The organism is Nocardioides pocheonensis (genome assembly GCF_003725535.1).
GTDB lineage: Bacteria > Actinomycetota > Actinomycetes > Propionibacteriales > Nocardioidaceae > Marmoricola > Marmoricola pocheonensis.
This window is the reverse complement of record NZ_RJSF01000040.1, coordinates 758,810-771,887: the sequence shown is the minus strand read 5'-3', so window position 1 is coordinate 771,887 and position 13,078 is coordinate 758,810. Positions and strand designations below refer to the sequence as shown.

13 protein-coding genes are annotated in these 13,078 nt (G+C 71.5%); 5 read left to right on the top strand and 8 right to left on the bottom strand.

Annotated features, from left to right (window positions below):
* Positions 1–8: 8 nt before the first annotated feature.
* The gene (locus EFL26_RS14535; RefSeq protein ID WP_123223549.1) at positions 9–1,121 is read left to right on the top strand and encodes a glutamate--cysteine ligase; all 1,113 of its coding nucleotides are present in this window, start codon (positions 9–11) and stop codon (positions 1,119–1,121) included.
* Positions 1,122–1,174: 53 nt separating this feature from the next.
* On the opposite strand, the gene EFL26_RS14530 is transcribed toward EFL26_RS14535, so the two are convergent.
* From EFL26_RS14530 to EFL26_RS14520, 3 genes are read right to left on the bottom strand one after another with little or no spacing between them, the layout of a single operon-like run.
* Positions 1,175–2,305, bottom strand: coding sequence for an FUSC family protein (locus EFL26_RS14530; RefSeq protein WP_123223548.1), 1,131 nt, complete (start codon positions 2,303–2,305; stop codon positions 1,175–1,177).
* A complete protein-coding gene (locus EFL26_RS14525) occupies positions 2,283–3,803 on the bottom strand; it encodes an aldehyde dehydrogenase family protein (protein WP_123223547.1) in 1,521 nt (506 codons plus the stop codon). The genes EFL26_RS14530 and EFL26_RS14525 overlap by 23 nt, the downstream gene beginning before the upstream one ends.
* Positions 3,800–5,380, bottom strand: a complete 1,581-nt coding sequence (locus EFL26_RS14520; RefSeq protein WP_123223546.1) for a GMC family oxidoreductase — start codon at positions 5,378–5,380, stop codon at positions 3,800–3,802. The genes EFL26_RS14525 and EFL26_RS14520 overlap by 4 nt, the downstream gene beginning before the upstream one ends.
* Positions 5,381–5,505: 125 nt before the next feature.
* On the opposite strand from EFL26_RS14520, the gene EFL26_RS14515 reads away from it, so the two are divergent.
* Complete coding sequence (locus EFL26_RS14515) at positions 5,506–6,912, top strand: WS/DGAT/MGAT family O-acyltransferase (protein WP_123223545.1); 1,407 nt, start codon at positions 5,506–5,508, stop codon at positions 6,910–6,912.
* A 39-nt stretch (positions 6,913–6,951) separates the two neighbouring features.
* Here the strand turns inward: EFL26_RS14515 and EFL26_RS14510 are convergent, their stop codons facing one another.
* From EFL26_RS14510 to EFL26_RS14500, 3 genes are all read right to left on the bottom strand, one after another.
* Complete coding sequence (locus EFL26_RS14510; RefSeq protein ID WP_123223544.1) at positions 6,952–7,260, bottom strand: helix-turn-helix domain-containing protein; 309 nt, start codon at positions 7,258–7,260, stop codon at positions 6,952–6,954.
* Positions 7,261–7,417: 157 nt separating this feature from the next.
* The gene (locus EFL26_RS14505) at positions 7,418–7,915 is read right to left on the bottom strand and encodes a flavin reductase family protein (RefSeq protein WP_123223543.1); all 498 of its coding nucleotides are present in this window, start codon (positions 7,913–7,915) and stop codon (positions 7,418–7,420) included.
* Between the two features lie 24 nt (positions 7,916–7,939).
* Positions 7,940–8,731, bottom strand: coding sequence for a lysophospholipid acyltransferase family protein (locus EFL26_RS14500; RefSeq protein ID WP_123223542.1), 792 nt, complete (start codon positions 8,729–8,731; stop codon positions 7,940–7,942).
* Between the two features lie 130 nt (positions 8,732–8,861).
* On the opposite strand from EFL26_RS14500, the gene EFL26_RS14495 reads away from it, so the two are divergent.
* Genes EFL26_RS14495 through EFL26_RS14485 form a run of 3 tightly spaced genes read left to right on the top strand, consistent with a single transcriptional unit; the run spans position 8,862 to position 11,402 of the window.
* On the top strand, positions 8,862–9,629 hold the full coding sequence (locus EFL26_RS14495; RefSeq protein WP_123223541.1) for an alpha/beta hydrolase: 768 nt from the start codon (positions 8,862–8,864) through the stop codon (positions 9,627–9,629).
* On the top strand, positions 9,626–10,117 hold the full coding sequence (locus EFL26_RS14490; RefSeq protein WP_123223540.1) for a hypothetical protein: 492 nt from the start codon (positions 9,626–9,628) through the stop codon (positions 10,115–10,117). The genes EFL26_RS14495 and EFL26_RS14490 overlap by 4 nt, the downstream gene beginning before the upstream one ends.
* A gap of 49 nt (positions 10,118–10,166) precedes the next feature.
* Positions 10,167–11,402 carry an ornithine cyclodeaminase, nickel-pincer nucleotide-dependent gene (locus EFL26_RS14485; protein ID WP_123223539.1) on the top strand — a complete coding sequence of 412 codons (1,236 nt, stop codon included), beginning with the start codon at positions 10,167–10,169 and terminating at the stop codon, positions 11,400–11,402.
* A 21-nt stretch (positions 11,403–11,423) separates the two neighbouring features.
* Here the strand turns inward: EFL26_RS14485 and EFL26_RS14480 are convergent, their stop codons facing one another.
* Entirely contained in the window at positions 11,424–11,852 is a 429-nt protein-coding gene (locus EFL26_RS14480; RefSeq protein WP_123223538.1) for a hypothetical protein, read from the bottom strand.
* On the bottom strand, positions 11,849–13,075 hold the full coding sequence (locus EFL26_RS14475; protein WP_123223537.1) for an ArsA family ATPase: 1,227 nt from the start codon (positions 13,073–13,075) through the stop codon (positions 11,849–11,851). The genes EFL26_RS14480 and EFL26_RS14475 overlap by 4 nt, the downstream gene beginning before the upstream one ends.
* Between the last annotated feature and the right edge of the window lie 3 nt (positions 13,076–13,078).

The following is a 13,078-nucleotide window of genomic DNA, read 5'->3' as shown; positions in this document are numbered from 1 at the left end:
ATCGCCGTGTGGCCATCGACTTCCCCGACTCGCCCGCGCCGACGCTCGGGGTGGAATGGGAGTTCGCCCTCGTCGACAAGGTCAGCCGCGACCTTGTCAACGCGGCCTCGGAGCTGTTCGACCTGGTGAAGGCCCGACACGGCGCCGAGCCGCGCCTGCACAAGGAGCTGCTCCGCAACACCGTCGAGCTCACCACCGGGATCTGCACGACCGTCGACGACGCGATGAGTGAGCTCGCCGAGATGATCGCCAAGGTGCGGCCGCTCGCCGACGAGCTCGGTGTCGACCTGTACAGCGCCGGCACGCACCCCTTCGCCGCCTGGTCGCACCAGCTGCTCACCGAGGGCCACCGCTACGAGGAGCTGATCGCCCGCACCCAGTGGTGGGGTCGGCAGATGCTGATCTGGGGCGTGCACGTCCACGTCGGCGTACGCCGGGACCAGGTGATCCCGATCGTCAGCGCGCTGCTGAACTGGTACCCGCACCTCCAGGCGCTGTCGGCCTCGTCCCCGATCTGGGCGGGCACGGACACCGGCTACGCGAGCAACCGGGCGATGATGTTCCAGCAGCTGCCGACCGCGGGCCTGCCGTTCCAGTTCGACACGTGGGCGGAGTTCGAGCACTACGCCGACGACCTGCTGAAGACCGGCGTGATCGAGGTGATCGACGAGATCCGCTGGGACGTCCGGCCGGCGCCCCGCACCGGCACCGTCGAGGTGCGCATCTGCGACGGTGTGCCGACGCTGTGGGAGCTGCGCGCGCTGGTGGCGCTGACCCACTGCCTGGTCGTCGACCTGGCCGACCGGCTCGACCGCGGCGAGACGCTCCCGACGATGCCGCCGTGGCACGTGCAGGAGAACAAGTGGCGGGCGGCCCGCTACGGACTCGACGCCTGGATCATCCTCGACGCCGACTCCAACGAGCGACTGCTGCTCGACGACCTCGAGGACCTGCTCGACCGGCTGCAGCCGGTGGCCGAGCGGCTGCGCTGCGTCGACGACCTCGCGCTGGTCCGGGAGATCCCGCGCCGCGGCGCGTCGTACCAGCGGCAGCGGTCGGTCGCCGAGGCCAACGCCGGCGACCTGGTCGCAGTCGTGGACTCCGTCGTCCGGGAGCTCTGAGCGACGGCGGCTCGAAACCCGAGGCGGACGGCGGCTCGAGAGCCCGCCCGTCCTCAGGAGGTCGCCAGCGGCGGGATCTGATCGGTCGCGGCGAGCGGGTCGAGCCCGGTCACCGCGAGCAGGTCGGCGAGGATCGAGCGCATCTGGGCCAGCACCACCTCCGCCGAGAGCACCGGAGTGCGCGGCAGCTCGCTGGAGGCGTGCGCGAGGGCGGACAGCCGGTCGCGAGCGCCGCTGGCCATCCGGTCGGCCTTCAGCTCCTCCGCGATGCCGTCGGTGACGTCGGACAGGTCACGGAGGAACCCGGCGTACTCGCGCGGAATCGGCTCGTCGCGGTAGTTCGCGACCGCGACCCGACGGGCCAGCACGCGGGTGTTGCGCAGCGCGAAGTCCAGCGGCTCGACGAGGTCGGTGAGCCGGCGCAGGCCGCCGCGGTGGCTCCGCCGGAAGGGTGACGACGCCACCACCGAGAGCCCTTCGTCGGCGGCCGCGCGCAGCTCGGCGACCAGGCCGTCGGTGGTCCGGGCGTCGGCGAGCGTTCGCATCGCCCGGTCGACGTCGCCGTCCTCGATGCTCTCCGCGCTCGCCCGCAGCAGCGCCGAGATCCGCCGGACGACCACCGCGGCCTGCTCCCGCGGACGGCGCAGCGGCGCGGCCGGTACGACGGCCGCGGCGAGCAGTGCCACCCCGCCGCCGATCACCGCGTCCGACCACCGCAGGAACGCCTGCCCGGGGTCGGGAAGCAACGTGCTCACGACGATGCTCTGCACCGCCGCCTGGGTCACGAAGATCGCGCCTGCGTCGAGGAGGAGCGCCGAGGTCATCGCGAGACCGACGATGACAGCGACCTGCCACCCTCCCGAGCCGACCAGCTGGGTGAAGAGATCACCGAGGAAGACCCCGATCGCGACCCCGAGGGTCACCTCGGCGACCCGGCGCAGCCGCTGACCGTAGCTGGTGCCGAGGCTCACCACCGCCGCGATCGGGGCGAAGAACGGCGTGCGGTGCCCGAACACGTCTGCCGCGATGAACCACGCGGCGCCGGCCGCCACGGCACACTGACCCACCTGCCAGGACTTCGAGCGCAGCCGGGCCAGGCGAGCCCGCACGGAGGTCCGGCCCCGCGCGACGACCAGGTCGACGTACGGGCCGGGATGCGGCCTACTTGGGAAGCGTCGATCCACGCCCGTGCAACATCGTGATCATCTTGCCCAGCTGCTGCTCGGCCTTCTCGGTCCGCTTGAACGTGGTGAGGGCGAGCAGTGGCTTCATCCGCTGGCGCGCGATCGCGTGGGCGTAGGTGAACTCCTTGAGTCCGTCGGGACCGTGGATCCGGCCGAACCCGGAGTCCCCGATGCCCCCGAACGGGAGCGAGGGCACGCCGGCGAACGTGATCACGCCGTTGATCGAGGTCATCCCGACCCGGAGCCGCTCGGCGATCTTCATGCCCCGGGACTTCGAGAACACTGCGGACCCGAGCGCGTAGCGCGAGTCGTTCGTCAGCGCGACCGCCTCGTCCATGTCCTTGACCTTGGCGACCGTCATGGTGGGACCGAAGGTCTCCTCGGTCCAGGCGGAGGAGTCCTGGGGCACGTCGACGAGGATCGTCGGCTGGACGAACCGCTCGCCCACCGCCTCAGGCCCGCCGACGAGCGCCCGACCGCCCTTCGTGATCGCGTCGTCGATGTGCCGGCGGATGATGTCGAGCTGGCCGGGCATCGTGATCGGGCCGATCTTCGCCTGCGGGTCGTCGGTCGCGTCGATCTCCTGGGCCGCAGCCACGACCTTGGACAGGAACTCGTCGTACACCCGCTCGTGCACGTAGACCCGCTCGACGCCCGCGCAGGTCTGGCCGGCGTTGGCACACGCGCCCCACAGGGCACCGTCGACGGCCGCGTCGAGGTCGGCGTCCTCGTCGACGATCAGCGCGTCCTTGCCGCCGGCCTCGATCAGCACCGGGGTCAGCGACTCCGCGGCAGCAGCCATCACCTTCTTGCCGGTGCCGGTCGACCCGGTGAAGGCGATCTTGTCGACCCCGGCCCGGCACAGCGCCGCGCCGGTGTCGCCGAGCCCCGTGACCACCTGGAGGACGGGCTGGTCGATCACCTCGTGGAACGTGTCCGCGAGCCAGACGCCCACGCCCGGGGTGTACTCGCTGGGCTTGAACACCACGGCGTTGCCCGCGGCGAGGGCGTAGGCGATCGAGCCCATCGGCGTGAACACCGGGTAGTTCCACGGGCCGATCACACCGATGACACCGAGCGGGCGGTACTCGACGGTGGCCTTCTGGTTCGCCATCACGAGTCCGCTCGGCACCTTGTGCCGCTTGAGCACCTTGCCGGCGTGCTTGGCCGCCCAGGCGAGGTGGTCGATCGCCAGTGCGCACTCGAGCATCGCGTCGCCGTGCGGCTTGCCGGTCTCCTGGTGCATCACGTCGGCCAGCTGCGCGATCCGGCGCGTGACCACGCCCTTCCACGTGGTCAACCGGTCCTCGCGCTCGTCGAACGAGAGAGAGCCCCACCACGCCGATGCCTCACGCGCACGGGCGACGGCTGCGCGCACGTCGGCCTCACCGTGCACCGGGTAGGTGCCCGCGACGTCGCCGGTGCGCGGGTTGAGGGAGTCGAAGGTCGCCGGGCGGGCGACGGCACCCTGGTCGGGGGCGTTGTCGGTGAGGGTCATGAGCTCTTCCTGATCTCGTCGGCCGCCTTCTCGGCGATCATGATGGTCGGTGCGTTGGTGTTCCCCCGGGGAACGACAGGCATGACGGACGCGTCGACGACGCGCAGGCCGGTGACTCCGCGCACGGCGAGCGACGGGTCGACCACGGCGTCCTCCCCGGTCCCCATCGCGCAGGTGGCGACCGGGTGGAAGAGGGTCTGCGCGCGGCGACGCACGTGCTCGAGCAGGTCGTCGTCGGTCGGCTCCGCCGGCAGCTCCCACGGCCGGTCGAGGAAGCGCGCGAGCGGACCCTGCCGGCAGGTGTCCCAGGTGCGGCGCATGCCGGCCAGCATCGCGTCCAGGTCGACCTGGTCGTCGAAGTACGCCGGGTCGATCGCCGGGTGGATGGCCGGGTCGGCGGACCGCAGCCGCAGGGACCCCCTGCTCGCGACCGAGACCAGCGTGACGCCCGCGGTGAACATCCGCGACGTCGGCTCGTGGAAGCCGTTGTCGTAGAAGCCCGACGGCGCGACGTGGATCTGGACGTCCGGGGCGGACAGCCCCTCGCGCGACCGGAAGAACGCCCCGCCCTCGCCGACGTTCGAGGTCAGCGGCCCGCTCCCCCGCGCCATCCAGCGCAGCAGGCCGCGGACGTTGTTGAAGTCGGCCAGGTCGGTGGTGCCGGTCGTGTGCCAGATCATCGGCACGACGGGATGGTCCTGCAGGTTGGCTCCGACGCCGGGCAGGTCGACGCGGACGTCGATCGCGTGCTCACGCAGGTGCGTGGCCGGGCCGATCCCCGAGAGCATCAGGAGCTGCGGGCTGTTGATCGCACCACCGCAGAGCAGCACCTCACGCCGCGCCGAGACCGTGTGCTCGCGGCCGCCCTGGCGGAAGGTCACCCCGGTGGCCCGGTCGCCGTCCAGCTCGATCCGCGTCGCCAGCGCGAACGTCGTGATCGTCAGGTTCTCCCGTGCCTGCGCCGGCCGCAGGTACGCCTCGTACGTCGACCACCGTCGACCCTTGCGGCACGTGACCTGGTAGAGGCCGGCACCCTCCTGCTCGACGCCGTTGAAGTCGTCGTTGCGCTTGACGCCGTCGCTGACCGCGCTCTCGACGTACGCCGTGGTCAGCTCGTGGGTCCAGCGCCGGTCCTCGACCCAGAGCGGGCCGTCCTGACCGTGCAGCGGAGCCCCGAAGCGGGTGTTGTGCTCGGCCCTGACGAAGAACGGCAGCACGTCGTCGAAGCCCCAGCCGGTCGCGCCGTACTGGTCGCGCCAGGTGTCGTAGTCGGCGCGGTTGCCGCGGATGTAGATCATCGCGTTCATCGCCGAGCAGCCGCCGAGCGCCTTCATCCGCGGCCAGTAGGCCCGCCGGCCGTGGAGCTGCTTCTGCCCGGTCGTGGAGTAGTTCCAGTCCCACTTGGTCTTGAACAGGGACGCGAAGGCCGCCGGGATGTTGACCTCGTCGGCGTCGGAGTCACCGCCCGCCTCGAGCAGCAGCACGGTGACGCCGGGATCCTCGGTGAGACGCGCCGCGAGGACCGCGCCGGCGCTGCCGGACCCCACCACCACGTAGTCGTACGTCGCCTCCGTCACACTGCGCAACCTACTCCGCGGCGACGAGCCGCGGCAGGGCAGACCGCGGGTTCGGACAGCGTGTCCGGACGGCGGGTTCGGACACCGACTTCCCAACTCCTCGGTCCAGACGCGAGGATCGGCCAATGCCCGCGATCATCGACCCCACCTCCCTCGGCTTCCTCCTCGCGGAGACGCGCAGCCAGCCGATGCACGTCGCCGGGCTGCAGCTGTTCGAGAAGCCCGACGACGCCGGCGACGACTTCGCCCGACGCCTCTTCGAGTCCGCCCTGGCCGTCGAGGAGATCGCGCCGCTGTTCAAGAAGCGGCCCACGCTGTCGGTCGGCAGCCTCGGTCAGTGGGTCTGGGCCGAGGACAAGCAGTTCGACATCGAGCACCACGTCCGCCACAACGCTCTCCCCCAGCCCGGACGCGTCCGCGAGCTGCTCGAGCTGGTCAGCCGGCTGCACGGCACCCGCCTCGCCCGCGAGCGCCCGTTGTGGGAGGCGCACATCATCGAGGGGCTGTCCGACGGCCGCGTGGCGATGTACACCAAGATGCACCACGCGCTGGTCGACGGCATCTCGGCGATGCGCCTGATGCAGAGCGTGCTCACCACCGACCCCGACAAGCGCGACATGCCGCTGCCGTTCGACGCCCGGGCGCTGAAGCGCACCGCGAAGGCACGTGAGGAGGCGGAGCACAGCCTGGCCGAGGTGCCGATGAGCGCCCTGCGCACGGCGATGGGCCTCACGGCGGAGGCGGCCGGCCTGCCCGCGGCGTTCATCAAGACGCTCACGAAGGGCATCCGCAACGAGACCTCGGCCCTGTCGCTGCACGCGCCGAAGACGATGTTCAACGTCAACATCACCGGGTCGCGCCGGTTTGCCGCCCAGGACTGGCCCCTCGACCGGATCCGCGCGATCTCGAAGGCCAGCGGCACCACCCTCAACGACGTGGTGCTGGCGATGTGCAGCGGTGCCGTGCGGTCCTACCTCCAGGAGCTCGGCCGGCTGCCGAGCTCGTCGCTCGTCTCGATGGTCCCGGTCGGGCTCAAGTCGCGCGGGGCGGACTCGATGTCAGGCGGCGGCGGCAACGCGGTCGGCTCCGTGATGGTCCGCCTGGGCACCGACCTGGCCGACCCGGCCGACCGGCTCAGCTCGATCCACGGGTCGATGAAGGCCGGCAAGGAAGCACTCGGCTCGATGACGCCGAACCAGATCATCGCGATGAGCGCGCTCGGCATGGCTCCGTCGATCGTGATCCCGATGCTGCGGCTCAACGGCATCGTCCGGCCGCCGTTCAACCTGATCATCTCCAACGTGCCCGGGCCGCGGTCGACGCAGTACCTCAACGGCGCCCGGCTCACCGGCACCTACCCGGTCTCGGTGCCGATGCAGGGCATGGCCCTGAACATCACCTGCAACAGCTACGCCGACGACATGTGCTTCGGCCTGACCGGGTGCCGCCGGTCGGTGCCGCACCTGCAGCGGCTGCTGACCTTCCTCGACGAGGAGCTGGACCTGCTGGAGAGTGCGACCGGGGTCGCGTGAGCGGCGAATTCGCTACTGAAGTTGTGAATTCGCCCCGGGTCAGGCCGCGGACGCGACCACGGCGCCGGCCCGCGCGGGCACGCGCTCGACGGCCGTCTCGGCCGCGACGCGCTGCTCCTCGATCGCGACCGTGTCGCTGACCTCGCGCAGCACCTCGGACAACGGCACCTCGAGCGCCTCGCACAGCGAGAACAGCAGCTCGGAGGAGGCTTCCTTCTGGCCGCGCTCGATCTCGGAGATGTAGCCCAGGCTGATCCGGGCCTCGGAGGAGAGCTCCCGCAGGGTCATGCCGCGACGCATCCGCTCACCGCGGAGCACGTCGCCGAGCTGGCGGCGAAAAAGCACCATCTGCGTCTCCTCTTCCGTCTGCTACCGCAACGCTACCCGTACCCCGGTTCTTCCCGGTGACTTCCCCTCCGAGATGTGGTCGTGTTCCCATCGGCCGAGCCGGTCGCGAGCTGAGGCCGACGGGCCCACGGGACCCGAGCGGGCCCGGCGGCGCGCGCTACGGAGTCAGGTACCGCCCTCGGCGGTGCTCCAGCGGGCGGCGCTCCTCGACCACGACCACCTGCTCCGTCGTCGTCGTGACCAGCAACGACCAGCCGACCTCGACCGCCGACTCCACGGCCACGAGCGCGTGGGTCCGCCCCTCGAGGAGCGGCCCGTGGTCGGTCTCCTGCCAGGTGCCGCCCACGAAGGGACCGCCGGGTGCGGGAGCCACCCCACCGAAGGCGTCCGCCAGGTCGCGGTCGTCCCACTCGAGCAGCTGGACGACTCCGAGGCCGGTGCGGAGCAGCTCCTCGGTGAGCGTCGCATCCGGGTCGAGCAGCCCGAGCAGGCGACCGGGCGAGCCGTTGGCGACCATGACCGACGCGACCGTCAGGCCGGCCCGAGCGGCGCCGGCGCCCGTGGTCCACAGCGAGACCGCCCCTCCGAGCCGGCCGCGGAAGCGGCGTACGGGGTCGGGTTCGGTGGCGAACGGGTTCGACGAGTGGATCGTCATGCGGGGAGCGCGGCAGCCGCGGGGCTACGAGGCCTTGGTCTCGGGGCTGGCGTCGGCGTCCGCGCCGGCTGCCGCCTCCACGACCCCCTCGGCCTGCGCCGCGGTCGCACGCTGCGCAGCGCGGGCGGCGGCCTCCACCCGCTTGGCCTCCTCCTTGGCACGGCTGGCGTACATGTCGACGTACTCCTGCCCGGAGAGCTTCATGATCTCGTACATGATCTCGTCGGTCACCGAGCGGAGGATGTACCGGTCGTTGTCGAGGCCCTCGTAGCGCTCGAAGTCCAGCGGCTTGCCGAAGCGCACGACGGGCCGGGTGAACGACCCGAACTTCTTGCCCGGGGGCGCCACCACGTCGGTGCCCACGACCGCGACCGGGATCACCGGCACCCCGGTCTCCAGAGCCAGCCGCGCGACGCCTGTCTTCCCGCGGTAGAGCCGCCCGTCGTGGGAGCGGGTGCCCTCGGGGTAGATGCCGAAGAGCTCACCGTCGGCCAGGACCCGCTTCGCGGCGGTCAGCGCTCCTTCGGCCGCGGACGCGCCGGAGCGGTCGATCGGGACCTGGCCGGACCCCGAGAAGAACATCCGCTGGAACCAGCCCTTGATGCCCGGCGTGTTGAAGTACTCCGCCTTCGCCACGAAGGTGACCCGCCGCGGGAGCGTGAGCGGCATGAACAGCCAGTCGGCGTAGGAGAGGTGGTTGCTGGCGAGGATCGCCGGTCCCTCCGAGGGGACGTTCTCGGCGCCTTCGACCTGGGGACGGAACACCAGGCGCAGCAGCGGACCGAGTGCGATCCACTTCAGGAACCAGTAGAACAACCCAGACCTCCTCCGTCCCCCGCACCCTAGCCCCTCTGGGGTGCCCGTGAAACGATGAGGACATCCTGCCCAGTCCGTGGGCGACCGGCCCGGCGGAGCCCCGCCGGCTGACCTGAAACGAGGGATCCCGGTGGCACTGGCACCCCACGCCGAGCCGTTCCAGAGCGATGGCACACCGGACGGCTCCGGCAGGCGGGTCGGCGTGCTGCTCAGTCACGGTTTCACCGGTTCACCGGCGTCGATGGTGCCCTGGGGCCGCTACCTCGCCGAGCAGGGGTACGCCGTGTCCGTGCCGCTGCTGCCCGGCCACGGCACCCGGTGGCAGGACATGCTGCCCACGACCTTCGGCCACTACTACGAGGCGATCGAGCGCGAGTTCGAGGCCCTCAGGGCGCGCTGCGACGTCGTGGTCGTGGGCGGCCTCTCGATGGGCGGCTGCCTGGCGATCTGGCTGGCCGCGAAGCACCCGCGCGACGTGGCCGGCCTCGTCCTGGTGAACCCCGCCGTCGCCAGCACGAACAAGCAGCTGCTCGCCCTGCCGGCGCTCAAGTACGTCGTGAAGTCGATGCCCGGGATCGCCAACGACATCAAGAAGCCGGGGGTCTCCGAGCACGGCTACGACCGCACACCGCTGCGTGCGCTGCACTCGATGATCGTCACCTGGAAGGAGGTCCGCGAGGACCTGCCCAAGGTCACGGCCCCCCTGCTCCTCTTCCGATCCGCCGAGGACCACGTGGTCGACCCGTCGTCGGCGCGGATCATCCTGGGCAGCGTCTCGTCGCGTGACGTGACCGAGCGGGTGCTCGAGAACAGCTACCACGTGGCCACGCTGGACAACGACGCACCGCAGATCTTCGAGGAGTCGGCCGAGTTCGTCCGGAGGGTCACCGCACCTTGACGGGCGAGGCGGGCGGCAGCGGCAACGAGGGGTTCACCGGCGGCAGCGGCGACGAGGCGGCCCGCCGGGCGCGCGAGGACGCGGTCTGGCAGTCGATCGTCGACCACTACGGCGACCGTCCCGACGTACCGGCCGCGGACCCGACGCCCGAACCCGCCGCGGACGCGTCGACCGAGCCGCCCGTGAGCCATGAGCTCGCCGCGGAGCTGGGACCGCGGTCGTGGACGCCCGCCGAGGACGAGGAGGGGTTCGTCCCGCCTCCGCCGCCCCCGGTGCCGAGGCCGCACGGGTTGAGGCTGGTGGCCTGGCTCGGGCTCTTCGGCGTGCCGACGGTGGTGCTGGTCTGCATCGTGCTCCACGTCTCGCTACCGTCACCCCTGGGGTTCCTCGCGCTCCTCTGGTTCGTCGGCGGCTTCGGCTACCTGGTCGCGACGATGGGCGGCCCGAAGGACCCCGACGGCGGCTGGGACGACGGCGCCGTCGTGTGACCTGCCGCGCTCACCGGCGGCGACCGAGCACGACCGAGAAGGAGCGAGTGTGCGCACCGAGACCGTGGAGATCACGGGTCACCTGATGGACTCCGGCATCCTGTCGCGGGTGCTCGACGACATCCGTGAGTACGACGGCGACTACGTCATCGACCGGTTCGACGTCGGGCACGACGCAGGCGACATCTCCCGCGCCGTGATCAGCGTGTCGGCGGAGGACGACGAGGCGCTCCAGCGCCTGCTGATGCGGCTGCAGACCCGAGGGGTGAACCAGGTCGACCCCGGCGAGGCGGAGGTGTCGGTCTGCGAGCAGGACGGCGTCTTCCCCGACGGCTTCTACTCCAGCACGAACCTCGAGACCGAGGTGCGCCTGAACGGCTCCTGGGTCCTGGTCGACAACCCCGAGATGGACTGCGGTCTCGTCGTGGACGACAGCGGCGCGACGGCCCGCGTCCACACCCTCCCGATGGCCGACGTGAAGGCGGGCATGAAGGTCGTGTCGGGCGCCTCCGGCATCAAGGTCCGGGTGCCGATCAGCACGCGCGAGGAGGGCGGCTTCGGGTTCATGGAGTCGATCGTCTCCAGCGAGAAGCCGCAGGCCGTGCTGGTCCGCCAGGTGGCCGACGGCATGCGGCAGGCCAAGGAGGCCGGCAAGAAGGTGCTCTGGGTCGGCGGCCCGGGCGTCGTGCACACCGGCGCCGCGCCGGCGATGGTCGAGCTCGTGAAGGCCGGGTACGTCGACGTGCTGTTCGCCGGCAACGCGCTGGCGACCCACGACATCGAGGCCGCGCTCTACGGCACCTCGCTCGGCGTCGACCTCGCCATGGGCCAAGGAGTCGAGCACGGCCACGAGCACCACATCCGCGCGATCAACACCATCCGCAAGGCCGGTTCGATCAAGGCGGCGGTCGACCAGGGCGTGCTGACGGGCGGGATCATGCACGCGCTGGTGACCCAGGGCAAGCGGTTCGTGCTCGTCGGCTCCGTCCGGGACGACGGTCCGCTGCCGGACGTGCACACCGACGTGATCGAGGGCCAGCGGGCCATGCGGGCCGAGCTGGCGGACGTCGGCTACTGCGTGATGGTCGCGACGATGCTGCACTCCGTGGCCACCGGCAACATCCTGCCGGCGTCCATCCCGCTCGTCTGCGTGGACATCAACCCGGCCACGGTCACGAAGCTGGCCGACCGCGGGTCGTCCCAGGCCCGCGGCATCGTGACCGACGTCGGCCTGTTCCTCGAGCAGCTGGCCGTCGAGCTGGTGCCGGACCACCGCCGCCGCTAGCCGGCGAGCAGGTCCGCACCGTCAGGCGTCGTCCCAGTCGGTGTCGTCGAGGTCGATCTTCTCGACCGGGCCCTTCTTGTCGGCCGGCACCTGCGTGGCCAGCACTCCGGCCGCGGCGTGCATGAGCGAGCTCGCCGCGACGGCGAGGTGGGCCTTCACCTCCGGGCTCGTCGTACGGACCAGGTGGATCACCTGGCACACCGGGCAGTAGCGGCAGTCCTCGGAGCCGGTCGCGACGTGCTCGTTGATCGAGTGCATCGCCTCCGACACGGCCGAGGCGGCGCCGGCGGCGGTGCCGACGTGCTCGACACCCTGGTCACGCGCCCAGGTCGAGAGCGCGGCGAAGAGCTTGGCCGCCTCCTCCCCGACGCTGCCGACCGGTTCGTCGCTGCCGGCCCGGGGACCCGTGGGTCCGGGTCCTCCGGAGGGCTGGTCGGTGTCGTCGCTCACGGAGACTCCTCCTGGTCGGCACCCGCAGAGGTTGCGGGCGCGAGGTCCTGGTCGATGCGGAACTTCACCTGGAGCGAGCCCGAGCCCACCCGGGCACCGGTCACGGTGTGACGCGCGAGTGCGGCTGGGAGGGCCAGCAGGCGGCGGTACGACCCGACCGTGACGACCAGCTCGTCGCCGTGCCGGGCCAGGTCGACGTCCTTCTTCTCCGCGAACGGGAGCGCGATCCGCAGCAGGGCCCCGCCGTCGATGCGGGTGATCGTCATGGGTCCGTCACCGGTAGGCGTCGCGAGCGGGTCGTCGCCGGTGTACGCCGCCTCGGCGAACGACGCGAGCGCCTCGGTGCCCACGGGCTCTCCGGGCTGGTACGAGGACATCCAGATCGGCAGGTCGACGAAGGACTGGCGGACCTCCGCCAGCACCGACCGCTGGGCGGAGACCCAGGCATCGCGCCACTCGTCGGCCCCGTCGCTGGGGAACACCCGGTTCGCGATCACCCCGTCGACGCGGTAGCCGTAGAGCGAGAGGGTCGTCAGCGATCGCCGGGCCTCGGCGACGACGACCGTCTCCGGCGTGAGCACCAGGCGCACGCTCGCGTCCTTGTCGGTGAGGATGCGCTGCACCTCGTCCAGGTCCTGGTGGAGCCGCTCGACCGCCTCGAAGACCGAGTCCTCGGGCATCGGCACCCCGGCCGCCCGCGACAGCATCGGGCGCAGCGCCCTCACCACCCGCCGCTGCACGCCGAACATCCGTGCCATGTACCAGTTCAGGGCCTCGGGCAGCGCGAGCAACCGGAGCGTCTCGGCGGTCGGTGCGCAGTCGACGACGATCACGTCCCAGCGCCCGGAGAGCGCGTGGGTCCGCAGCTCGAGCAGGGCGAGCACCTCCTCGGCGCCCGGGATCACCGTCAGCTCCTCGGCGGTGATCGGATCGACCCCGGCCGCGTCGAGCACCGACATCAGGTAGCCCTGGATGTCTCCCCACGACCGCTCGAACCGGCGCTGGGCGTCCACCTGGTGCACCCACAGGTTCTCCGCGACCGCGGTCGGCTCCGGGCCGATCGACTCTCCGAAGGCGTCGGCCAGCGAGTGGGCCGCGTCGGTCGAGAGGACCAGCGTGCGCTGGCCGCGCCGAGCCGCGAGCGCCGCCGTACCGGCGGCGGAGGTGGACTTGCCGACCCCGCCCTTGCCCGTGAACAGGATGATCCGCGGAGCACTGGTCAACGG